The 24,997-nt window shown below is 67.9% G+C and carries 13 protein-coding genes; 7 read left to right on the plus strand and 6 right to left on the minus strand.

Annotated elements, in window-relative coordinates:
• The first annotated feature begins 346 nt into the window (after positions 1-346).
• Positions 347-1,786 carry an NADP-dependent phosphogluconate dehydrogenase gene (gndA, locus tag ACZ62B_RS24695; protein ID WP_469692075.1) on the plus strand — a complete coding sequence of 480 codons (1,440 nt, stop codon included), beginning with the start codon at positions 347-349 and terminating at the stop codon, positions 1,784-1,786.
• Between the two features lie 491 nt (positions 1,787-2,277).
• Here the strand turns inward: gndA and ACZ62B_RS24700 are convergent, their stop codons facing one another.
• The 6 genes from ACZ62B_RS24700 to panD form a co-directional block, all read right to left on the minus strand.
• Entirely contained in the window at positions 2,278-3,036 is a 759-nt protein-coding gene (locus tag ACZ62B_RS24700; RefSeq protein WP_469692077.1) for a DUF899 family protein, read from the minus strand.
• A 45-nt stretch (positions 3,037-3,081) separates the two neighbouring features.
• Positions 3,082-3,417 (minus strand): ArsR/SmtB family transcription factor, encoded by a 336-nt coding sequence (locus ACZ62B_RS24705; RefSeq protein WP_344556860.1) that lies wholly within the window; start codon positions 3,415-3,417, stop codon positions 3,082-3,084.
• Entirely contained in the window at positions 3,414-3,911 is a 498-nt protein-coding gene (locus ACZ62B_RS24710; RefSeq protein ID WP_469692079.1) for an SRPBCC domain-containing protein, read from the minus strand. Before ACZ62B_RS24710 ends, ACZ62B_RS24705 begins: the two co-directional genes overlap by 4 nt.
• 142 nt (positions 3,912-4,053) lie before the next feature.
• A complete protein-coding gene (locus ACZ62B_RS24715) occupies positions 4,054-4,242 on the minus strand; it encodes a hypothetical protein (protein ID WP_469692081.1) in 189 nt (62 codons plus the stop codon).
• A gap of 151 nt (positions 4,243-4,393) precedes the next feature.
• Positions 4,394-4,738, minus strand: coding sequence for a GNAT family N-acetyltransferase (locus ACZ62B_RS24720; RefSeq protein ID WP_344557240.1), 345 nt, complete (start codon positions 4,736-4,738; stop codon positions 4,394-4,396).
• Positions 4,739-4,772: 34 nt separating this feature from the next.
• The gene (gene panD, locus ACZ62B_RS24725) at positions 4,773-5,195 is read right to left on the minus strand and encodes an aspartate 1-decarboxylase (protein ID WP_361742451.1); all 423 of its coding nucleotides are present in this window, start codon (positions 5,193-5,195) and stop codon (positions 4,773-4,775) included.
• A 667-nt stretch (positions 5,196-5,862) separates the two neighbouring features.
• Here panD and ACZ62B_RS24730 point away from each other — a divergent pair.
• The 6 genes from ACZ62B_RS24730 to ACZ62B_RS24755 all read left to right on the plus strand — a co-directional run bounded on the left by ACZ62B_RS24730 (position 5,863) and on the right by ACZ62B_RS24755 (position 24,978).
• A complete protein-coding gene (locus ACZ62B_RS24730) occupies positions 5,863-6,033 on the plus strand; it encodes a helix-turn-helix domain-containing protein (RefSeq protein ID WP_228679018.1) in 171 nt (56 codons plus the stop codon).
• 233 nt (positions 6,034-6,266) lie between these two features.
• Entirely contained in the window at positions 6,267-7,442 is a 1,176-nt protein-coding gene (locus tag ACZ62B_RS24735; RefSeq protein ID WP_467217174.1) for a serine/threonine-protein kinase, read from the plus strand.
• 130 nt (positions 7,443-7,572) lie between these two features.
• Positions 7,573-10,632 (plus strand): SNF2-related protein, encoded by a 3,060-nt coding sequence (locus ACZ62B_RS24740; RefSeq protein ID WP_467217175.1) that lies wholly within the window; start codon positions 7,573-7,575, stop codon positions 10,630-10,632.
• The gene (locus ACZ62B_RS24745; RefSeq protein ID WP_469692083.1) at positions 10,629-15,929 is read left to right on the plus strand and encodes a hypothetical protein; all 5,301 of its coding nucleotides are present in this window, start codon (positions 10,629-10,631) and stop codon (positions 15,927-15,929) included. Before ACZ62B_RS24740 ends, ACZ62B_RS24745 begins: the two co-directional genes overlap by 4 nt.
• On the plus strand, positions 15,926-22,663 hold the full coding sequence (locus ACZ62B_RS24750; RefSeq protein WP_467217177.1) for a DEAD/DEAH box helicase: 6,738 nt from the start codon (positions 15,926-15,928) through the stop codon (positions 22,661-22,663). The genes ACZ62B_RS24745 and ACZ62B_RS24750 overlap by 4 nt, the downstream gene beginning before the upstream one ends.
• Positions 22,660-24,978: a UvrD-helicase domain-containing protein gene (locus tag ACZ62B_RS24755; protein WP_467217178.1), complete on the plus strand. Its 2,319-nt coding sequence runs from the start codon at positions 22,660-22,662 to the stop codon at positions 24,976-24,978. Before ACZ62B_RS24750 ends, ACZ62B_RS24755 begins: the two co-directional genes overlap by 4 nt.
• Positions 24,979-24,997: the final 19 nt, after the last annotated feature.

Below are 24,997 nucleotides of genomic sequence, written 5' to 3' on the forward strand. Positions count from 1 at the left end.
CGTCAGGAGGGGCAAAAGTAAGCGTTGCGAACTGGCCGTGACAAGACGGCTATCGGCCGCACGGATGCGCCAAGTGGCCGGGAGTTTTCGCCCGTTGCGCCCCCCTTGGCGCCCCGTGGGGAGCGTGCGCGGGCGGGTGTTTCCGTCCGCGGGGGCACGCGGGTGCGTGCCCCCGCTGAGTGCGCGAGGGGCATCCGCGCGTATGTACCTGAGCGGTGTCACGACGACCCGCGCGTGCGCGCGCGAGTGCGGCACGTCAGGATGGTCGATGGCAGGACTGGCGGGCATCGACCGGCAGCACCGGGACTCGGCAGTACCGATACCAAGTTCATGAGGAGCCATCCCAATGAGCAGTTCAGCGCAGATCGGCGTCACGGGACTCGCGGTCATGGGCCGCAACCTCGCACGCAACTTCGCCCGCAACGGCTACACGGTCGCGGTGCACAACCGGACGGCGGCACGTACGCACGCGCTGGTGGAGGAGTTCGGGCACGAGGGCGACTTCGTGGCGGCCGAGACGGCCAAGGAGTTCGTGGCGGCGCTGGAGCGACCGCGGCGGCTGGTCGTGATGGTGAAGGCGGGTGAGCCGACGGACGCCGTGATCGAGGAGTTCGCGCCGCTGCTCGAGCCCGGTGACATGATCATCGACGGTGGCAACGCGCACTTCGCGGACACCCGGCGCCGGGAGAAGGCGCTGCGGGAGCAGGGCATCCACTTCGTCGGCATGGGCGTCTCCGGCGGTGAGGAGGGCGCGCTGAACGGACCGAGCATCATGCCGGGTGGCCCGAAGGAGTCGTACGACTCGCTCGGCCCGATGCTGGAGAAGATCTCCGCGAAGGCGAAGGACGGCTCCCCCTGCGTCACGCACGTCGGCCCGGACGGCGCCGGCCACTTCGTGAAGATGGTGCACAACGGCATCGAGTACGCCGACATGCAGCTGATCGGTGAGGCGTACCAGTTGCTGCGCGATGTCGCCGGGTACTCCCCCGCGCGGATCGCGGAGATCTTCCGCACCTGGAACACCGGCCGGCTGGACTCCTACCTGATCGAGATCACGGCCGAGGTGCTGTCGCACGTGGACGCCGCCACGGGCAAGCCGTTCGTGGACGTGGTGGTGGACCAGGCCGAGCAGAAGGGCACGGGCCGCTGGACCGTGCAGATCGCGCTCGACCTGGGCGTGCCGGTGTCCGGCATCGCCGAGGCCGTCTTCGCGCGCTCCCTGTCCGGTCACGCGGCGCTGCGCGAGGCCTCGCGCTCCCTGGCCGGCCCGAAGGCCGCGCCGATGGACGAGGCGGAGGCGGCGGCGTTCGCCGACCGGGTGGAGCAGGCGCTGTACGCGTCGAAGATCGTGTCGTACACGCAGGGCTTCCACGAGGTCGCGGCCGGCAGCGAGGAGTACGGCTGGGACATCGACCTCGGCGCGGTCTCCGCGATCTGGCGCGGCGGCTGCATCATCCGCGCGGCCTTCCTGGACCGCATCCGGGCCGCCTACGACGCCCGCGCGGACCTGCCGAGCCTGCTGTCGGACGAGACGTTCGCGCGGGAGATCGCCGACGCCCAGGACGACTGGCGCGAGGTGCTGATCGCGGCGACCCGCCAGGGCGTGCCGACCCCCGGCTTCGCCGCCGCCCTCGCGTACTACGACGCCCTGCGCGCGGAGCGCCTGCCGGCCGCGCTCACCCAGGGCCAGCGCGACTACTTCGGCGCGCACACCTACCGGCGCACGGACCGCGACGGCTCGTTCCACACGCTGTGGGGCGGGGACCGCTCGGAGGTGACGGCGTAACACCCCGCGCGACAGGGCGGTGGACGGCCTGCCGGTCGTCCACCGCCCTGCTTCGTGCCGCGTCCGGGTCAGCTCAGCGGCGGGCCCGGTTCCGGGTTCGGCACCGGCTCGGGGCCCGGCGGGATCGGCGAGGGCGACGGCTCGGGGGGACCCGGGTGCGGCGGGGGCGGCTGCGGTCCCGGGCCCGGCGGCTGCGGGGTCGGCTGCGGACCGGGGCCCGGCGGCGGGGGCGGAGGGGTGGGTTCCGGGCCGGGCGGCGGCTCGGGTGAGGGCACCGGGTCGGGGCGGGGCTCGGGGTGCGAGGGGTCCGGGCCCGGAGTGGGGCCCGGCGGGACGGGGTCCGGGTACGGGTTCGTCATGGCGCGTGTCCTCCGGCCTGTCGGTCGACGTCGGCTCTGGACTACTCCCCCGCCTACCCGACGGACGCCTCTCCAGTCACCCGTCCGGGTGACGGCGCGGAGCCGGTTGGCGCCACCGGCCCGGCCGGAGGATCAAGGGGTGAGGGTGTCGGAGCGGCCTGCCTCGATGCGCGACCACTGGGGGATGGGGCGTCCGTCGCTCCGCAGCCGGACGGCGTCGACGGGCGTGCCCTGGACGGTGGGCCAGCCGGAGGGCGAGTCCTCCCACAGCTCCTGGCGTCCGTACACGGTGAGGTCCATGAGCGCGTAGCTGTAGTCCATCGCCTCCACGCCGCGCCGGGTCGTCCAGTACGTCTCGAAGACGCGGTCGCCGTCCCGCAGGTAGCACACGATGTGCATCATGCCGACGTGGCGCCCGGTCAGGAGTTCGTCCTGGGACGGGACCGCCGAGTACCACGGCACGTCCCAGCCCATGAAGTCGCGGTAGCGGCGGCTCTCCTCGTACGGCCCCTGGCAGAAGACCGCGTAGGTGATGTCGCGCGAGTGGAGGTACGACAGCTCCTGCACCTGGGTGGTGACCCAGGTGCAGCCCTCGCACTGCCCGGCCGCGTCGTGGCCGTGGTGCCACATGAAGTAGTAGGCGATGAGCTGTCGGCGCCCTTCGAAGGCCTCCAGCAGGGTGACCGGTCCGTCGGGCCCGGTCAGCTCGAGGCCCGCGTCCACCTCGACCATGGGCAGCCGCCGCCGGGCGGCGGCGATCGCGTCGCCTTCCCGGGTGTGCGCCTTCTCCCGGATCCGCAACCGGTCCAGTTCGGCCTCGAAGGCGGCCCGGTCGGCCGTCGGGGGCAGTGCCGGGGCGCGGTCCGTGGGCCTGTTGCCATGCTCAGTCATGATCATGTCCCATCGTCGTAAGTCGCGGTCCGTCAGGCGGCCGGATCAGGTGGCCGGGTCGGGTCCGGGGCGCTCCGCCAGTTCCTTGATCCGCAGCAGACGCGTCTCCCAGCCTCGGCCGATCCGGTCGAGTTCGCGAGCCAGCGTGCCGAGCCGGGCGCCGACGGCGAGGTGGACGACCTCGCGCCCGCGCCGCTCGGACTCGACCAGCCCGACCTCGCGCAGCACCTCCAGGTGCTTGCCGATCGCCTGCCGGCTCACCGGCAGGGCCCTGGCCAGCGCGGACGCCGACATGGGGCCCTCGCCGAGCCGGGTGAGTATCTCCCAGCGCGTCGCGTCGCCGAGCGCGGCGCACACGACGGGGAGAGTGGAAGCGGTCACGGATGCCTCACCGGGGCCGGCGCGCTCTTCTCGACGAACACCTTCGCGGCCGTCAGCTCGGTGAGCCAGCCCTTGTCGTTGCCCTCGCGCTCCTTCAGCCATGCCGCCGGGTCGTCGGCGAGGCTGGCGAACCCGCTCTCCACCACGCGCAGGGTCACCCCGCCGCCGTCCCGCTCGTCGATCCAGAACTCGACCAGGGTCGAGGGCGTCGAGTCGTCCCGGTACGGGGTGCCGATCCAGCGGAACGCCGCGTAGCGCGGCTTGTCCAGCTCCACCGTCCGGAACCGGAACTCACCCAGCGACGGATGGCGCACCACGGTCACGTCACCCTCGTGGCGCAGGTCCGGCTCCGCCTCGACCACACCGTCATTGATGTACCAGCCGGGCCGTACGACCAGCTCCCATACCCGCTCGGCGGGGGCGTCGATGTCGATCCGCCGGTCGATCCGGTCGAGCTCAACCAGCTCCGCGTCGGTGTAGGTGGTGTCGTTCACGGGAACCTCCCTCGTCATTTGTCATGCAACACAAGGGTTGCACGTCACGACATCACATGCAACCCGTGGGTTGCACTAAAGGTTCCGGCGTCTCACGCGCTTCTCACGCGGTCGCGAGGAAAGAACAGCCGGCGCGGCCTCGTCAGGGGCTGGACAGCACGAACACCGGAGTCGTGGTGAGCCGCTCGGCCGAGGTCGTGGAGGCCCGGGCGAGGACGATCGCGTCGGCGCGGGTGACCACGCCGACGGCGTCCGCGATCCGGCGTACGCACCCCGCCGGACCACCCGCACCGAAGCGTTCCCAGGCACCCCGACGGACCAGCCGGCGCAAGGGGCCTCCTCGGCCGGCGCCACCGCGGGCCGGGACGTGCCCTCGGATCCCCGGGGACGAGACGTCACGACTCCGGCCCGGAACGGTCCTCGGCGCGTCGAGGCGCGTTACGTGAACGGGCGAGGTGTGCGGCAGCGCGGATACGGGGGCTTCAGAACCGCCCGGGGTGCGCCGCCAGCCACTCCTTCGCCGCCCGGATCAGCTCCGGCCCGGCCGCCGGAGCCTGGTCGGGGTGACGCTCGGCCCACTTGGCGACGTACGGGCAGAGCGGGGCGACGGCGCTGCCCTCGCGGGCGGCGACGGCGTAGAGCTCACGGGCGAGGGAGCCCGCGATGCCCTTGCCCTCGTGGGCGGGCTCGACGACGGTGTGCACGGGCACGAGCGCGCGCTCGGGGCCGTCGAGCGGGAAGTACTCGATCCGCCCGACGACCTCGCCGTCCGCCACCGCCTCGAGCCGGCCCGCCGCCCGGTCGTCACGGATCTCGATGTCACCCATGGCCACGTCACGCTCCTGCCTCGGTCTGCGCCGGTCAGGCCGTGGTGACGGCCCCCGGGCTGCGCTCCTGGTCCGACCCCGGCACCGGCTCGGACGGGTCGGCCCCCAGGGCCACGATGCGGTTGTCACCGTCCACGTGCACCACCCTGGGTTCCAGCGCCCGCGCCTCGGCGTCGGTCACCTGAGCGTAACTGATGATGATCACCAGATCACCGGGCTGGACGAGATGGGCTGCGGCCCCGTTGATCCCGATCACCCCGGACCCGCGCTCCCCCTCGATGACGTACGTCTCCAGCCGTGCCCCGTTGGTGATGTCGACGATGTGCACGAGCTCGCCGGGCAGCAGATCGGCGGCATCGAGCAGCTCGGCGTCGATCGTCACGGACCCCACGTAGTGCAGGTCGGCCTGGGTGACGGTGGCGCGGTGGATCTTGGACTTGAACATTGTACGCAACATCGGGGTACTCCCACAAGTAGGCTCCCTGCCTGCGTTTTTGCAGGTCAAGGGCTGTTTCGACACCCTACAACGAGTCGCATGTTCGGGCAGCTGTCCCCAGGTTTTTCAGGACTCATGCTGACCACTTGCTGACTTTCCTGACGCCCCGTCAGGTGGCTGGAGGAGGGCTTCGCCCACTCTCGCGGACCCCACCGTGGCGACGACCCAAGCCTACGCAGCACCCCCGAAAGGCGTCCGTGATCACCGTCACGCGAACGGTCTGGACGGCAGTCAGGAGCGAAGGCGCTCGACCGGAAGTCGGACCACGCGCCGCCATGGGACAGCTGGCCCAGGCCCCTCGTATCCCGTCTCAAAGGAGGAGGCGTCCACAGCTCCATGAATCTGAGTGGCCGAAGCAGCGCGGCAACATAGCGGCGGATCGCCGGTTAGCCAAACCGGCGATTCTCACGACCATGGCTGTGGCTCGTCCGGTGACTCCTGGCGGTGGCACAGGGCGGGCGTCAAGGACGTTTGAAATTCGACCAGAGCAGAGCGCGAGCCGCTGCCGCGATCAGGCTCAGGCCAGCCTCAGGGAGTCATCTTGCCCATGGGACCGCAGTCGCACCCCGACGAGACCCGCACCGATATCGACTCGTCGCGCAGGCGCCGTAGCGTCGAGCCCGTCCTTATGGACACTTCTGAGGTCGCTGCGATGCTCAATATGTCCACGAGCTGGGTCTACAAAGAGGCATCGAAACTGGGCTTGAAGGGCTACAAGCTCGGCCGAGGCAGGAACGCCAAGGTCCTGTACAAGAGGGCCGAGGTCTTCAAGTGGCTGGAGCAGCAGAAGATCCATTAGAAGCGGGCAGTTTCCTGCCGACCCCGGACTCACAGACACCCAGCAGCCGTCGACACAGCGGCTGCTGGAGATCCCGAAGCCCTTACTTCCTCACGGCCGGTTTCGGCTTGCACCGCGTTGCTCGGCGTCCTGATCAGGACGAAAGCACCTCAGGCTGACCTCTTGGCCGATTAGAGTGTGGCGGGCAAGAGCGCCGATCGGGTGAGGCGCAGTGGAAAGGTGAGTCGGTGCGGATGAGCGGGGTGCCCACGCGGATCGGCCGGTACACGGTGGCGCGGGAGCTCGGCTCCGGCGGGATGGGTGAGGTCTATCTCGCCTACACGCCCGCAGGTGATCCGGTCGCGGTGAAGGTGATCCGCAACGACAAGCTCGATCCGCTGACGCGTGCGCGCTTCGAGAAGGAGGCACTGATCGCCCGCACGGTGATCGGCACGAACCGGGTGGCCCGCTTCCTGGATGCGGATCCTTACGCAGACCGGCCTTGGTTGGCCATGGAGTACGTGGCCGGCCGTACGCTGCTGGCCTGTGTGGACAGCGACGGTGTACTTCCGCTGCCGCTGGCGGCCAGCCTCGGGGCGTTGCTCGCCGAAGGCTTGTCGGCAGTCCACGCCGCGGGGTTGCTCCATCGAGACCTGAAGCCGCAGAACGTCATCCTGGGCGATGACGGCCCGATGATCATCGACTTCGGGCTGGGCGCGTTCATGGACTCCTCGCAGGAGACGCTGTCACACAGCGGCATGATCATCGGCACCGTCCGATGCATGCCTCCGGAGCAGGCCGGCGGCCATCCGCAGGTGTCGCCCGCGGCAGATGTGTACGCGCTGGGCACGGTCCTGCTGTACGCGGCGGCCCGCCACTATCCGTACGACGGATCACGCTGGGAAGCGATCGCGGCACAAGTCACCAATCCCGAGATCGCTCCCGATCTCTCTGGTGTGCCTGCGCCGCTGGTGCCCCTGCTGGAGTCGATGCTCGCCCACACGCCGGAGGAGCGGCCGACTCTGCCAGCGGTCTCCGAAGCGTGCGCGAGGGTCCTCTCCGACTCCGGGGTGACACCGGCGGCTGCCCGGCTCACGCTGATCGCCCACACCAAGGGGGGCGAGGCTCCGTCGACCCCTGGTGAGCCGCCGACGGTGCCGTTCGAGAAGCTCATCCACGAGCAGGATGATCTTGTCGAGAACAGTGAAACGGTGAGCCCGCTCGACGACCCGCCGCGGGCTTCACTGACCAAGGCCGACGAACCGGAGCGGGAGCCAGAAGAGCCTGAGGTTCTCCTGCCCAAGCCGACTCCGGAGTCCGGAAGGCGAAGCGACCCTCCGAAGGCCAACGCAGCCAAGGGACGCCCCTTGGCGTCGAAGCGGATCGCGGACGAGCTGCGCGCGTTGTACGCAGCCGATCCCGTTCTGTGACTCCTTTGCTGACAGTGCTGAGTGAGAGTCTTTGTCGGAATGGCGCGCTCGGACGGCGTAGTCCGTCGTTTGCAGGCGTGTGGGGTGTGTGCGGCCGTCGGTGGCCGCTGGTGATGGATCGGAGTGGACGTTGAGCGTCGAGGCGGAAGCCGTGGGCGGCCAGGGCGATGAGGTGTGGGACGCCTGGACGCCGGAGGATGCTCCGGCCTCACGGCGGACCAGTGGGTCCTCCGGCTATGCCCCGGGGTCCCAGGTATTGATCCGCGACGAGCTGTGGCTCGTCCGGAACTCCAAGGACGTCGGCAAAGACGGGTGGATGGTGGAGGTCACCGGCATCTCATCCTTCGTTCGAGGCACGGACGCGGTCTTCTACAGCCGACTCGACGCGATCCAGGTGCTGGACCCGAGGGAGACGCGGCTCGTCCCGGACGACTCACCCAATCACCGGCGAGGCCGTCTGTTCCTTGAGGCGGTGATGCGCAAGACGTTCCTGCCGCAGACCGAGCATGGGCTCGCGCTGGCCGACGGGTTCCTCATGGACCAGCAGGTGCACCAGCTGCGGCCCGCCGAGTTGGCGCTGTCATTGGAGAAGAACCCACAGCCGCGGATCCTGATCGCCGACGTGGTGGGCCTGGGTAAGACCCTGGAGATCGGGGTGTTGCTGGCCGAGCTGATCCGGCGCGGGCGCGGCGAGCGCATTCTGGTCGTGACACCCCAGCATGTGCTGGAGCAGTTCCAGCGGGAGCTGTGGACCCGCTTCGCCATTCCGCTCGTCCGTCTGGACTCCACCGGTATCCAGCGCATCCAGCAAGACATCCCGGCTGGCCGGAACCCGTTCGCGTACTTCAAGCGCGCGATCATCTCCGTGGACACGCTCAAGAGCGACGTCTACGCGCACCACCTCGAGCACACCAACTGGGACGCCGTCGTCATCGACGAGTCCCACAATCTGGTCAACCGGGGCACCAAGAACAACGAGCTCGCCCGTCTGCTGGCTCGGAAGACCGACGCGCTGGTACTGGCCTCGGCCACGCCCCACAACGGTCGTGCCGAGTCGTTCGCCGAGTTGATCAAAATGCTGGACGAGGCGGCCATCGCCAACCCGTCGAAGTACGAAGTGAAGGACCTCGAGCACCTCTACATCCGGCGTACGAAGACCACGGCGGAGGTCCGCGACTCGTTGAAGGGCGCCTGGGCGGACCGTGGACCGTCCCAGCCGATCCACGTAACGGCCGGTGAGAAGGAGCTCGCCGTCTTCCAGGAGCTCGCCACGCGCTGGATCCCGGCCGATCCCGACAAGCCGTCGGTCAGTCGACACCAGTTGGTGCCCTACCAACTGCTGAAGTCCTTCCTGTCCTCGCACAAGGCTCTGCTGGAGACCGTCAAGACGCGACTGACGACGCTGGACAAGCAGCCTGCCGCCGAGTCGGCGCGAGGTGGGCAGAGGCCGGCCCGCCCGGTCGACCCGGAGGTCCGGGAGGCGGCAAGGCAGGCGGAGCGCGCCGCCTTGTTGGATCTCCGGGACGTGGCCGAGCGGATCCAGGACGAGGACTCGGCAAAACTGGCGGCCCTCCTGGACGAGCTGCGCAGCATGGGTGTCGGCCCCGGTTCGGAGACCCGCGTGGTGGTGTTCTCCGAGCGCATCCCCACACTGAAGTGGCTCGCGGAGGCTGTCCCGGCCGCGCTCGGTTTCCGTCGCGGCGCCGATCCCGACGAGAACAAGCCCTGGCTGGCCTTCGGCGGCGCGGTCCAGGTCATGCACGGCGATGCCACCAGCGACGAGGAGCAGCAGGCCATCGTCGAGAAGTTCGGGCTGCGCGACGACCCCGTACGCATCCTGTTCACCGGCGACGTCGCCTCTGAAGGCGTCAACCTCCACCAGCAGTGCCACCGGTTGATCCACTTCGACCTGCCGTGGTCCCTGATCCGTATCGAGCAGCGCAACGGCCGCATCGACCGCTACGGCCAGCAGCACCGGCCTGAGTTCCGTGCTCTGATCCTCACCAGCGACATCCCCTGGCGGACGGACGAGACAACCGGGGAGGCCCGAACGCTGGACGACCGTCTCGTGGGCGAGAAGCTACTGAAACGCGAGGAGGAAGCGCACAAGATCGAGGGCTCGGTGGAGGCGGTCACCGGCCTGTACCGGGCCAAGGAGGAGGAGAACCGCCTCACCCAGGATCTGATCGCCGGCCGGACTGTTGAGGAGTCCATCAAACAGTCCCAGCAGGGGGGCGCCGCGTTCCTCTCCGGACTACTCGGCCAGGTGGGCGCCGTGCCGGAGCATCCCGAGGTCCGGCGGGCGTACGTGCCACGCCTGTTCTCGTCCACCGCTGACTACTTCGACGAGGCACTGCGTCAGGTCTGCCGCCCGAACCCGGAAGACCAGCTTTCGCTGCGCCGCGACGAGGACGGCACGATCGCCTTCGAACCTCCGCGCGACCTGCTGTACCGGCTGAAGGCGCTGCCGAAGTCGTACCTCGACGAGCAGCGGATCATGCCTCGGAAGGCCGAGCCGGGGCGGATGCGCATCACCTTCTCCAAGGACCTCGCAGACCGGCGTCTGAAGGCAGCCCGTGAGTCGTCCAAGTCGCAGTGGCCGAACGTCTCCTACGTCACCGACGTCCACCCGGTCCTGGACTGGCTGACCGACAAGGTGCTCGTCGAGGTCGGCCGCCACCAGGCCCCCGTCCTCGCCGCCTCCGTGGACTCACCGACCTTCCTGATCCAGGGCATCTGCTCCAACGCGCTGGGTCGGCCGACCATCGTCGAGTGGATGGCCGTCCACGGCGCCCCCCACGACCTTCAGGTGGCGCCTCTGACCCCGGAGGTTCTGGAGGACTACGGTGTAAGTCCGACGATGCCCGGCCGCGCCACGCCGCGCGACCTCAGTGGCCTGACGGAGCTCGTGCCTGAAGCCATTGACAGGGCCGAACAGCACCTGCGGGCCCTGAAAGAGGCTTACGGCGAGGAGATCGAGGCGATCCTGGCCCCGTCCCGTAAGCGCGTCGTGCACTGGCAACAGGAAGCCATGTTCTCTTCTGATGGGACGGGAAAGCGCGGAGTGAACCTCAGCGCCAGCAGGCGGCTGAGCCTTCTCAATTCCCTGCAGACCACGGGTGAGCCGATGTTGCGCCTGCTCGCCGTCCTGGAACCGCTCAATGCCGCTGAGGGAGGCACCAACCGATGAGCACCGATTTCGACTCCTTCAGCAACCGCGGCGAATACTTCGCCGCGCACTACTTCGCCGAAGAGCTCGGAACCGACCTGAAGAAGGGCCTGTTCGCCACCTGGGCCCTGCGTGAAGGCGACGAGCACGACCCGCGGAAGACTCCTCGAGAGCTCCTCCGCTCGCTGCGCGGCGCCTACCTCTCCGAAGACGTACGCGGTTACTTCGCCGAGGCCGCCGAGCGCGACGCAGGAGATGAGGTCCGGCCGAGCACCCACAACAACCCCGAGTGGCGCAAGCGTCTGGCCGAGTGGCACCACACGGTCCTGCAAGCCCTTGGCTTCGAGGCCACTCCTACCGAGGTCACCGTCCACCGCGCCGGAGCGGACCACTCCCTGACCGTGGCCTACCACGGCCACGGGATCATCGCTCTGGACTGCGGCTGGGCCGCCGACAATGACGCCGCCCTGAACGCGACAGGCCCCGGTCGGCTCCTGCACCCGCTGCGTGTCAGTGCAAGCGAGATGTACGAGACCGGCCCGGCCCTAACATCGTGGCTTTTCCAGAGCGAGCTCGGCGAGGCCGGCGGGCCTCGCCCGCGCTTCGTCCTGTTGTTGTGCGGAGGCGTGCTCGTCCTCGCGGATCGCCAGTCCTGGAACGAGGGCCGCTTCCTCGCCGTCAACCTCGACGCGGCCCTCGAACGCAACGACCGCAGCCAGCAAGGCGAACTCGCCACCATCGCGGCACTGTTCAGCCTGGACATGCTCCGGCCCGGCGAGAACGACCAGAGCCGGACCATCGATGCCCTGCTGAAGTCCTCCAGCGCCAACGCCGCCGGCGTCTCCGGCAAGCTGCGCCACGGGCTCCAGCGCTCGGTAGAAATCATCGCCAACGAAGTCCTCGCGCGGATGGCCGAGCCGGAGAACAACGTCACCCCGGCCGACATCGAAAGCCCCAAGATCCCCTTCGCCCGGGAACTCACCCGCGAATCCCTCCGTTACCTCTACCGCGTCTTGTTCCTCCTCTACGCCGAGGCCCGCCCCGAACTCGGCATCCTTCCCGCCGACGACGGCAGCTACGAGGCCGGCTACTCGATGGCCCGCCTGCGCGAGCTCGTCGAACGCGACGAGGAACTCGTCGAGGAGGAGGCCCGCAAAGGCTTTCACCTGCACGAGTCTCTGGACGTCCTCTTCAACAAAATCAACTTCGGCCACCGTCCGTACGGCACCGAGGCCGACGACGACCAGCCCGGTGACGACGAGGAGACCCGCAAGGCCAAGGCCGCCCGCCGCAGCGATGACCGTGGCCTGCGCTTCGAACCCCTCCGCAGCGAGCTCTTCGAGCCTCGTTCGGTACGCCTCATCGGCAGGGGCGTTCTCGACCCTCGCAGCGACGAAGACAGCGACCCGCGCTGGCTCGACTTGCGGCTCCGCAACGCCGCCCTGCACGAGGTGCTGCGTCTGCTGACGATGAAGAAGGGCAAGCGCGGCGAGCGAGGCGGTTTCATCTCCTACCGCAACCTCGGCATCAACCAGCTCGGCGCCGTCTACGAGGGCCTGATGTCGTACACCGGCATCATCGCTGAGGAGGAGCTGTGCGAGGTCGCCAAGGGCGGCGACCCGGAGAAGGGCTCCTGGCTCATCCCCTTGAAGAAGCAGGACCAATACCCCGACAAGAGCCTCGTCCACTACGACGAGGACGACGCCCGCAAGGGCCTGCGTGGCGTCAAGAAGTACGAGAAGGGCTCCTTCGTCTACCGCCTCGCCGGCCGTGACCGCGAGACCTCCGCCTCGTACTACACCCCCGAGTCGCTGACCCAGGTCACGGTCGAGCTCACTCTCAAGCACCGCCTTGACCAGGAGCGCGACGCCGACGGCAATGTCATCAAGACCCGGGCGTCGGAACTGCTCAAGTACAAGATCTGCGAGCCGGCCCTCGGGTCCGGCGCCTTCCTCAACGAGGCAATCAACCAGGTTGCTGAGGAGTACCTGCGCCGCAGGCAGGACGAGCTGGGCGTCACCATCCCGACCGCGGACGCCCTCACCGAGAAGCAGAAGGCCAAGGCGTACATCGCTCTGCACAACGCGTACGGCGTCGACCTCAACGCCACGGGCGTCGAGTTGGCCGAGGTGTCCCTCTGGCTCAACACCATGCACCCGGGCATGCGCGCCCCCTGGTTCGGCCTGCACCTGCGCCGAGGCAACAGCCTCATCGGCGCCCGCCGTGCCGTCTACGCGGCCGACGACGTCACCGGCAAGGAATGGCTCAAGGCCAAGGGTGCCCTGGCGCCCATCCCGCTCCCCTTCCTCAAGGACGGCGAGCCCCAGCCCCTCCCCCAGGACGCGGTCCACCAGTTCCTTCTGCCGAGTCCCGGATGGGCTGCGGTCGCAGGCTCGAAAGAGGCTAAGGAACTCGCGAAGGAAGGCGTTGATCAGCTCGGCGCCTGGAAGAAGGGCATCCTCCAGCGCCCGAAGCGCGGCAAGGCCGGCAAGTCGAAGAAGGAGCCGGTGTCCCAGTTCACCCGTCTCCGTGACGCCGCTCGGCGGGTCGAGTTCCTCTGGTCGCTCGTCGTCAAGCGCATGGAGCTGTCCGAGCAGGCGATCGCCCGCCGGATCGACGTCTGGGGCGCCGACCCGACCGACCCCGAGTACGACTTCCTCCACCGCCCTGACCAGGCGGTTACGAAGGAGCAGGTCCTCGAAGATCTTTTCAACGCCGCGGACACTCCGTACTGGCGCCTGAAGAAAATCATGGACGCCTGGTGCGCATTGTGGTTCTGGCCCGTCGACAAGGCCGGGCTACTCGATGGCACGGCTGGGGAGTACACCGCACATATGAAGGTGACGGGAGCGGACGGCCTCAGCCGCCTGCTCGACGGGGCGGCGGCGGTGGCGGAGTCCCTTTCCCCGGCTGGACTGGAACCAGCGGCCGGGCCCGTGGCTACACCTGCGCCGCGCTTTGTCGAGGCGGCGGCTCTATTCGCTCTCGGCCCTGAGCAGACTAGCTTCGAGGACCTCGAACTGAGTGCAGACGACGCGGTCGTAGAGGTCAAGCAGGTCAGGCCGCGGGGCAGGGCCCAGACCACTGCACCGAAGCCGAAGGCCCCGGAGCGTCGACCGGTCGTCCCTCTCAAGGACCTGGACGACTGGCTGGAGTTTCTGGAGGCCATGGTCGGCACTGCCGACGTACCCGAGGGCACTCTCATCGACAGCTTCAAGGACCTCGACGCGCTCAAGAGCTTCGAAGAGACCCTGCCCAGCTTCATGGGAATGGACGCTGGCAACCCGGAAGACCGCTTCCCGTGGCTTCGGGAAGTGCACGACATCGCGGAGGACCAAGGCTTCCTCCACTGGGAGCTGGAATTCGCACTCATCTTCGCCGAAAACGGCGGCTTCGACCTCCAGGTGGGGAACCCGCCGTGGGTACGCCCCCGTTGGCAGGAGCATCTGGTCCTCGGCGAACGTGATCCTTGGTTCGCACTAGCCAAGAATCCCAGCGTTTCGGAATGGCGACAGCGTAAGAATTCCATTCTTGCACCCCATACGAACAACGTGGATTACGTTCTTCGTGAACTAGCGTCGAATGTCGGAACAGTCGAATCGTTGAGTTCCGAAACCACTTATCCTCTTTTGTCAGGAACCCAGCCGAACCTTTACCGCGCATTCATGTGTCGAGTATGGGACCACCTTGGCAGTAACGGAACAGCTGGCCTACTCCACCCAGACACGCATCTTGAGGGCGTAAAGGAAGGCAAGCTTCGAGCGGCTGCTTATCGGCATCTGCGGCTGCATGCAAGTTTTGTCAACTCCGCCAACTGGGCCTTCGACGAAGTCGACCGAACAGTCTCTTTTGGCATGCATATCTATGGGGAGAGCATACGGGAGATTGAGTTTCTAAACCTCAGCCAGCTACGCGCCGCCCGCACCCTCCCAGAGTCGCTTACGCATGATGGATCAGGCGAACTTCCGGCCCAGAAATATGCAGGATCCTGGGATGTACGCCCACATCGCGCGCGCATAATCCACGTTACTGATGCACTCCTAGCTGAGTGGCAGCGACTGGGTGGCAACACCGATACTCCGCCAGACGAGACCCAACTTCTCTACCCGGTCACTACGGCCGAGCAAGAAGCCATCATCGCTCTCGCCGATCACGGATATAAGGTCAGCCGCGAGAAGCCACTAATCAGCTCGGGCTACCACGAAGCGACCAGCAAGGAAGACGGGTTGATTCGTCACGAAGTCGGCGCACCCGGTAACTGGACTGAGGTGATTCTTCAGGGATCCCACATTGGCATCAGCTCTGCCTTTGCGAAACAACCAAACCTGCCGATGCGAAACGTAAAGGACTGGGTTCCGTGGCCACTAGTATCCCTTCCAGCGGAGGCGGTACCTCGCACCACATATGTTCGCGCCTGCAGTTTGGAGAGGTACCGAGACGAGCAAGATCAGTGGCAGGGGCGTTCATACACCGAACGCTTCAGACTTGCATGGCGGGTCATGATCGACTCCAAGAACACAGAGCGGAGCCTCTTCTCCGCTTTGATTCCACCGGGCCCGACACACGTGGACGCCGTGAACTCCATGGCCATGGCGGACGATCTCACAACCACCTTGAACGCGGGTTTTTGGGCTTCCCTGCCATTGGACTATCTCCTTCGAATCACAGGACGTTCACATCTCCGCGCATCCGAAGTTCACAAGATGCCCGCCCCTCGCTCTACACACCCTCTTGCGGCACCTCTTGCACTGCGAACACTGCGCTTGAATTGCCTCACCAACGAATACAGCCCACTCTGGCAGGAGGTATTTCACGAAGAGTGGTCCGCAAATGAAAGCTGGGCGGCTCCATGGCCAGGCCAGCTCTCCCCGCTCGGTTCAAACCTGTGCAGAACATGGGAGGAAGCCACCCCACTGCGCACGGAGTATGAACGACGTGCAGCCTTGGTTGAGCTGGATGCACTCGTCTCAGTTTGGCTTGGGATTAGCGCTGATCAGTTGGTCGCTATTTATCGTTCACGCTACTCGATTCTCGCTGATCGTGAGGACGAGATGTGGTTTGACTATGCTGGCAGACGAATCTCACGTGATCCGTACGCCTACGGTCACGGACAGGTTAAAGGGGACTACGAACAACTGCAGTCCCATCTTTTTGATCCGGAAGCCGCCCCAGTGCCGGAGCATTACACCGCTCCGTTTTTTAAGGCGAATCGCGAGGCGGAGATGCGGGCAGCGCACGCCTACTTCCAGAAGCGGCTCGATGAGGCCGTCGCCCGTGGCGAGTGGGATCCGGTGAAGCAGGAGGTACCGAAGCCGTGAGGCCGACGCTTCAGGCGCGAGGGCTCAAGGAGAGCCTGCTGCAGTATCTGTCGACGACGTACGCGCTCACCGACGAGGGCGCGCGTGAGGCACTGCACCGGTTCCTCGGAGACGAGACGTCGGGGATGTTCCGGGGTCCATATCTACGAATCCGGACACCATTCACCGTGGCCGGCCATGAGTGGCGCACCCATCTGGAGTGGCAGCGGATGGGCTTCAAGCCGTACGCGCATCAGGCGGTCGCGTTCGCGCGGCTATCCTCAGCGCACGGCCACACGCCGCAACCAACGCTGGTCACCACCGGTACCGGGTCCGGTAAGACGGAGTCGTTCCTCTACCCCGTGCTGGACCACTGCCGTCGGGAGCGGGCCGCCGGCAAGACCGGGGTGAAGGCGGTCTTCCTTTACCCCATGAACGCCCTGGCCACCGACCAGGCGCAGCGCATCAACGATCTGCTCACCGAGAACGCCGAGCTGGGAAAGCTGTCGGCCGGCCTCTACATCGGAGAGCGCGCGGCGACGCAGTACGAGAAGGTGCGGACCCGCCGTTCGGACATGCAGTTGTCCCCGCCCGACATCCTGATAACGAACTACAAGATGCTGGACCTCCTCCTCCAGCGCGCGGACGACGCGCCCCTGTGGCGGGAGTCGGATATCCGCTACGTCGTCGTAGACGAGTTCCACACGTACGACGGCGCGCAGGGCACGGACGTCGGGATGCTGCTGCGTCGACTCGCCGCCTCCGTCGGGGCAGCCGAGGAAGGCCGTCCGCTGGGGAAGATCTGTCCGGTCGCGACATCGGCGACGCTCGCTTCCGGTACGGACGAGGACGGCACGGCGCAGCTGCTGGAGGTGGCCACCCACGTCTTCGGCACAGAGTTCACTGCGGACTCCATCGTCGGGGAAAACCGGCTCACAGTCGAGGAGTTCATCCCGCTCGGTGACGTGACCATGCAGCCGATGCCGACACCCGACGAGTTGCTGGCGCTGCCCGATCCGGCGACCGGCGACGAGGCGTTGCTGGATCTGATCGAGAAGGTGACGGACGTCCGTGACCTCGATCCGTTCCTCCTCGGTGGAAACCTCAAGCGGCATCTGTTCACTCGTGCGGTGATGCAGGCGCTCGGCGGCGGGGTGAAGACCAGTGCCGAAGTGCTGGATGTGATGTGGCGTGCGGGCGCCGCCGGCTGGTCCGAGGCGGTGGCGCGGCAGCCGGAGAAGGCGGCCGAGGCCCTGGCGCGGTTCGTCGCGCTGCTGTCGTACGCCCGCGATCCGGAGTCCTCGCCCGCCGAGCCCCGGCCCTTCGTGCACGTCGAGGTGCATCAGTGGGCGCGTTCGGTGTCTCGGCTGCTGCGCGGGGTGCTGCCGTGGCCGAAGGCGGAGTTCCGCTGGGATGTGGCCGGCACGGCCGATGCCGGCGCGGCCGACAGCGGCCGTATGGCGCCGGTGACGACGGCGACGTCGGGGCAGAGCGCAAACCTGTTCCTGCCGGCGATCTACTGCCGTGATTGCGGGCGGTCGGGGTGGGCGGTGTTCTCGCCGGAGAGCGATGACCACGATGTCCAGTTCGACACGTACAAGATTCGGCGGGCGTCGCTGGGCCAGGACAAGGCCCGGGTGCGGAACCTGATCGCCGCGACGGACCGGGAGGCCCGGGAGGGTTCCGGGGCTGCGCTGCTCACGGCGGCCGGCGGCAAGGGGGGCTCGGCTGCGTCGCAGGGTGCCGGCGGGGCGCTGATGGTGCTGGACGGCACTCGTAAGCGGCTGCGACTGCCTGATCCGCTGAACGATTACGACCGGGAGACCAAGGAGCCCCGGCTGACGGCCCGTGACTCGGCTTTCGTGCTCGTGAACTTCGGGGAGACGGCGAACACCGCGGCCAAGGAGGACTGGTGTCCGGCGTGCGGTGAGCGCAACGCGATCCGCTACCTCGGTACGGGTGCCGCCGCGATGGCGGCCGCGTCCATCACCCAGCTTTTCACCGGTGGGGAGCTCGACAAAAAGCTCCACGAGAAAAAGACGCTGATGTTCAACGACTCGGTGCAGGACGCCGCGCACCGGGCCGGGTTCGTCGCCAACCGCTCGTACACCTTCTCGCTCCGTGCTCTCCTCGCCGACCACCTGCGGCACGACAAACCGACCGCACTGAATGATCTGATCGCGAACGTCGTCGACGCCACGACGGACAAGGACACCCTCTCGGCGGTGGTGCCACCGGACCTGCACGGCTTCAAGGGCGTGAACCGGTTGCTGTCCGGCCAGGGTCGCGGTGGGGATCTGAAGACGTGGCGGCTGATCGGTCAGCGGCTGGCGTTCGAGGCGTTGATGGAGTTCGGCTTCCGGTCCCGGAACGGCCGTACGTTGGAGCTGACCCGCACCGCCGCCGCGCAGGTCCGCATCGGCGACCCGGCGGCAGTGATCGCGCTGGTCAAGCGGCTGCACGAGGAGTGCGTGCGGGACGGCCTGCCGCTGGTGGCGCAGGACGACGCCCGCTATCTGGCGTTCGTGCGCATTTTCCTGGAACGGCTCCGTACCCGGGGTGCGGTCGCCCATCAGTGGCTGAACAAGTTCATCGACGAGGCGGGCACCAGCCGGTACTACATCTGGGGCAAGCGGGCTCCGGGCATGCGGGCCTTCCCGAAGGGGATCGCCGCCCCTGTGTTCCTGCTCGGGCAGCCCAAGAACGGCAGCGAGTTCGACTTCGCGACCGGGCGGCTCTCCTGGTACGAGCGGTGGGCGGGGCGGTGTCTGGAACTGCCGCGTGAGCTGGCACCCGAGCTGTGGAGCCGACTGCTGCCTGAGCTCGCCTCGATGGGGCTGCTGTCGGTGCGCACCCCGAACGACACCTCGGTGCGGGTGTACGGGCTCAAGCCCGGCAACATCGAGGCCCGGCTGCTGGACGATGAGCAGGTGCGGGTCTCGTACGTGCGGTGCCCGGTGTGCTTCTGGGAGCAGACGGTCCACCCATCGCTGCTGGACCAGTGGCACGACCAGCCCTGTCCCTCCTACCGGTGCCGACGGGGCCGCCTTGTGGCCGGCGACCGGCCCGAGGGGCTGGGGGTACACCACCGCGACCGCGACTACAGGGACGACTACTACCGGCGGCTCTACCTCGGCGCGGGCACCTATCAGGTGGTCACCGCCGAGCACACGGGCATGCTGACGCGGCACCAGCGCGAGAAGGTCGAGGAGGCGTTCAAGCGCGGCGGCGGGTTCAAGGATCCCAATGTGCTCTCCTGTACGCCGACGCTCGAGATGGGCATCGACATCGGCGACCTGTCCGCCGTTGTGCTGGCCGCGCTGCCGCGCCGCCCCGCCTCCTACGCTCAGCAGGTCGGCCGGGCCGGCCGCCGCACCGGCAATGCCTTCCTGCTGACCATTCCCGACCGGCGGCGCCGTGACCTGTACTTCCTCGAGCGTCCGAAGGACCTGATCGCGGGCACGATCGTACCGCCCGGGTCTTACCTGTCGGCCGTCGAGATCCTTCGTCGTCAGTACCTGGCGCATCTGCTGGACCTCGCCGCGGCCGGCCGTCTCGTCCGTGCGGACGGCATCGTGCTGCGCGCGCTGCCACACAAGGCGCCGCGCCTGTTCGGCCCGTCCGGCTATCTGACCGATCTGGTGGAGCTGGCCCTCGACCAGGGTGAGGAGCTGGTCAAGGGGTTCCTGCGGCTGTTCCCGGTCGGCGTCAGTGAGCAGGCCGGGGTCGACCTGGAGGCGTATGCGACGCACGGTCTGCGCAGCGCCGTAGAGCGGGCGGAAGGCGAGTGGCGGCGCGCCGAGGACGCGCTGCGGGCGCGGCTGCGGGAGATCGACGAGGCCCACGGCGAGCTGCACGACAGCGACCCTGACCAGGCCCGCCAGAAGGCGGAGCTGGACGCCGAACGGCGCGGGGTGGGCAGGCAGCTGCTCCACCTGGGCGACACCACGGCGCAGACCGCGCTGTGTGACCTGGGTCTGCTGCCGAACTACGCCCTCATCGACTCGTCGACGACATTGTCGGCGACCCTGTACGGCGAGGACGGCATCGACCCGAAGACGGGCAAGGTGGTGTACACGTCCGAGACGGTCTCCTATGAGCGGCCCCGCCGCTTCGCGATCCAGGAGCTGGCGCCGGGCAACACCTTCTACGTCAACGGCTACCGGCACGAGATCACCGGCCTGGAGCTGTCGACGGGCGGGCGCCAGGAGTGGCGGACCTGGCGGGTGTGCCCAGGGTGCGGGTACGTACGTACCGAGGACGCCACCGACGATCGCTCTCCGTGCCCCCGGTGCAGGACGAGCCAGATCGCCGACGACGGCTCCTGCTTGTTCCAGGTCGTGGAGCCGGCCACCGTGACGTCGCGGGACAAGCGTGAGGACGCACGGATCCGGGACGACAAGGACGACCGTGATCGCCGCTCTTACTCCGTTGTGGACGCGGTGGACATCCCCGTCGAGAAGATCGAGCGGGGGAAGTCCTGGCGGCACGACCGCGAGACGTTCGGCGTGGACTTCTGCCGCACGGCAATGATCCGCCGGATCAACGTCGGCCCGGTCCGCTACGACGCTCCTGCCCGAGATGACTTCGCCGGCCACCTGGTCCGGCTGAACCCCTTCCACGTGTGCACGGCCTGCGGGGCCGCGAGCGCGGACGGCCGTCCGGTCTTCGACCACGACACCGACGCCCTGGAATCGGCAGCAGCCCGCGCCCCGCAGCTCAAGCACCACCGCCCGTGGTGCCCGCTGCGCCGTGGCAAGAAGGACGGCGTCACGCAGGAGCAGGTGCTGCTGGCCCACCAGCTGCAGACCGAAGCCCTGCGGATCCTCATCCCGGCCGCGACAGCCGACGTCGACGCGCGGGTGCACTCCTTCCGGGCCGCCCTGCGACTCGGTGTCGACCTGCACTTCGGCGGCGACCCGCAGCACCTGGACACCACGGTGGCCTCCATGCCAGACATGGACAGCGGCGAGCGCCGCTGGTTCCTGGTGCTCTTCGACTCACTCCCGGGCGGCACCGGATACCTGGACCGGCTCACCGACCGCCGTGCCTTCCGGGACACCCTCGCTCGGGCGTACGAACAGCTCAAGGCATGTCCGTGCGCCGAGGAGCAGCGGCGTGCCTGCCACCGCTGTCTGCACCGCTACACCCCCGAGCAGTTCCAGGACGTCGTCTCGCGCCAGGCGGCGCTCAGCATGCTGGAGTCGCTGCTGTTCAAGGGGGACGGCGAGGACGGCTGGGACATCAGCGATGTGGAACACACCGGGCTGGTCGGGCTGGACGCTCAGGTCGAATCCGACCTGGAGGCCCGCTTCCTGACCGCGCTGCGGGACTGGGTGAAGGTCACCGACGACGCGGCTTTGGACGAGGAGGGCCACGCCAGCGGGCATCTGCGATTCACCGACGGCTCGGATGTGATGCACTGGAGGCTGACGGCCCAGAGGCAGCTCGAAGGCACGCGAACAGACTTCACCTTCACCCGCGTCGGCGGTCCGGTGCAAAGCGTGCACGTCTATCTGGAAGGTTTCCGGTTCCACGCCAGCCGGGAGCACAACCTCATCGCCAAGAACGCGGCCCAGCGCACCCGGCTCCGTGCCGACGGAAAGATCGTCTTCCAGATCACCTGGGCCGACATCGACCTGTTCGAGCGGCGGCCGGGGCGCACCAAACCGGTCTGGCCGCCGTACCGGGGTACCGCCCAGGAGCAGGCCAAGGCCGCCTACGAGCAGTACGGCGGCAACCGTGCCCACTTCGGCGAAGCCGTCTTCGCCAACCCGATCGACACGCTCATCGCCTATCTGCGGGATCCTGACGCCACCCGTTGGGCCCGTCGGGCCCGCGCCCTGGTCACTGGCCTCACCGCTGTTTCCGGCACGACCGCCGTCGCCGCGACCGGCAAGCGCAGCGAGCTCGTCGCAGCGCTGCGCGAACAGCTAGCCTCCTTCGGAGCCGGCCGACGGCACGGCAAGCCGGTGGCACCCGACGCCGGCAGCCTCGGTCCCGTTCATGTGTTCCGCACCCAGGACGAGTACGGTCTGCCGATCGTGTTCGTGCTGGACGCGGCCGACCCTGACAACCTACGGTGGACCGCCCTGACGGTCCTCGACGACAGCGATGCTGTCCTCGACACCGACGAGCACAAGTTGCGGTGGCGGTCCTGGCTGTACTGGACCAACATCACCCAGTTCCTGTCACTCGTGGGCGGGGACGGTGTCCAGCTCGCCGTCAGCAGCGCTGCGGACTTCGAGGTAGAGGTTCTCACCGTGTGCGGTGGCCTGGGTGAACTCGACTCGCTCGCCGCAGCACTCGCCCCCGCGCCCACCCTCGTGCCCGAGCCCCCAGTCCGGCCCGCCGCCTCGGAGCCGAGTACGGACTCGCCGGCGGAAGCCGCCCTCCGGAAGATCATCCGGGACGCCGTCTGGGACGACGACATCCTGGAGATCCTGCGCGAGGACCCCGACGAGGCACCTGACCTTCTCCGCCTCGCCGAGACGCTTGCCGAGCACGGAAAGCAGGCCCCCGTCTTCGGGTTCGAACTCGGAAGCAGCCGCTGGCAGGCGGACTTCGCCTGGCAGACTCCCGACCTCAAGATCGCCGTTGTGGCCGCCCACCAGAGCGACGAGGACATCGACGCCCAGCGACGCGACGCCGCCTACGCCGAGGACGGCTGGACGGTCCGGACCGCCGCCGCATGGCTCGACCACCTCGACACCCTGCTCGTACAGCTCCCCAATACGGAAGGCACCACCCGATGACCGCCCGGCTCAGCCTGTACCGCAAGGCCGAACAGGAGCTGTACAAGCTCGACCGCTCGGTCAAGGCCCAGTTCTACGATTTCTGCCACGTCTTCCGGAACAACCCCAACCAGCCGGGCCTGAAGCTGAAGAAGCTCAAGGGCGACTCGCGCATCTGGTCCGCGCGAGTCAACGACTCCTACCGCGCGCTGCTGACCCCGACCGGAGTAGACGCGGACGGCACCGAGAGCTGGCTGGTCATCGCCGTCCGCCACCGCAAGGACGTCTACGAAGAGCTCCAGGTCGCGGTCAACCGTGTCACCGGTGAGATCGAGTTCGTCGACCTCTCGGTCGTCGGCGGCAGCGCACTACGCCGCGCCGGGATCACCCTGACCCCGGCCGAACCTGACCGGACCGCGCCGTCGGCCGAGCCCGAACCACAGTCGCAGCCGCAGCCGACGATGGAAACCCCTCCCCTGCTTGCCGCGTACAGCGCCGACCAGCTGCGGGAGCTGGGTGTCGCCGACCAGTTGATCGAGCTGGCCCTCGCCATCACCGACAGCACCGAGCTGGACCAGCTCGTCGAGGGCGCCCCGCTGTTGTCCAAGGACGTCCTCTACGGTCTCGCCGCCGGTATGCCCATCGACGAGGTCCGCAAGGAGATCACCCAGCCCGTCGAGCTCGGTCACGAGCCCGATCTCGGTGACTTCGCCGCGGCCCTGAGCCGTACCAAGGTCACCGCCGTCGACGATGCCGTTCAGGCGGCCATCGACGAAGGAGACTTCCGAGCCTGGAAGGTCTTCCTCCACCCCACCCAGGAACGCATCGTCCACCGCCACTACAACGGACCTGCCCGCGTCTCCGGCGGGCCCGGCACCGGAAAAACCATCGTCGCCCTGCACCGGGTCAAGCACCTGGCCGAGCAACTGCCCCCCGGCAACAACAAGGCGATCCTGCTGACCACGTTCACCAAGAACCTCACCACGGACCTGCGCCTGCGTCTGGCATCCCTCGTCGAGCCCGAACTCCTCGCCCGTGTCGAGATCGCTCACATCGACCAGCTCGCCGCCCGCGTCCTGGGTGAGAACACCGCACCTGGCCGGGGCCGACAGCGTGTCTACGACCACGTGGCGCTGAATGAGATGCGCCAGCTCCTCGCCGAACTTGATGACCGTCGCTGGGAGGCCGAGTTCCTCCTGGAAGAGTGGGAGCAGGTCATCCTCGGCCAGTCCGTCGCCACCCGCTCCGCCTACTTCCAGGCCCGCCGTGCAGGACGGGGCCGTTCCCTGACCCGGCCCGAGCGCAACCACATCTGGAAACTCGTCGAGCAGTTCACCGCCCGCCTGGACAAGCTCGGCGTGGAGACCTGGGGCCAGGCATCCGAGCGCGCTGCCCGCTTCGAAATCGAGCGCGCCGCGAAGATCAGGACCCGGCGGGAGTACAAAGAGGAGGTCGGCGGCAAGGACCTCATCCACCGCGACAACAGCTCCGGCATGCGCTACCTGAACTACCGCTACCGGCACATCGTCGTCGACGAGGCCCAGGACCTCAGCCCCGCGCACTGGAAGATGCTCCGGGCCATGGCCGACCCTGACCTGTCCAACGACATGTTCATCGCTGGCGACACCCACCAGCGCATCTACGACCACCAGGTAGCCCTCGGCAGCCTCGGCATCAACATCCGCGGCCGTTCTTCTCGCCTCACCCTCAGCTACCGCACCACCAAGGAGATCCTCACCGAGGCCCTCCGTGTGGTCGACCCCGTGAAGTCCGGGCAGCAGGTGAACTACGACGATCTGGACGACGGCACCGACAACCTCGCCGGATACCGTTCCGTCCTCCACGGCCCCGCCCCGGCCTTCACGCCGTACGAAACTTGGGAGGACGAGCTCGCCGGCCTTGCCACCACCCTGGCCACGTGGCGTGAGGAGCTTTCCACGGACGAGAACGGCTCACCCATAGACCCGAGCGGTCATATCGCCGTCTGCGTCGCCGACCGCGACATGGTCAGCCAGACCATGTACTACCTGGTCACCAAGGCCGGCATCACCTGCGCGGAACTCACCAAGGACGGTCCCAAGGGCGACGGCGAGGTCCACGTGGGCACGATGCATCGCTTCAAGGGTCTCGAGTACCAACGCCTCGCCATCGTGGGGGCCAGTGACGGCATCATCCCCCGCACGCACGTCATCGACCGCTACCGCACCGAGGATCCGCCCCGCTACGAGCGCGAACAGCGCAAGGCCCGTTCCCTGCTCTTCGTGGCGACCACGCGAGCCCGAGACGCGCTGAACATCAGCTGGCACGGCAAGCACAGCCCCTACCTGCCGGTCTGACACTGACGTGGGCCTCCCC

This window comes from Streptomyces sp. NPDC053426 (assembly GCF_055585405.1).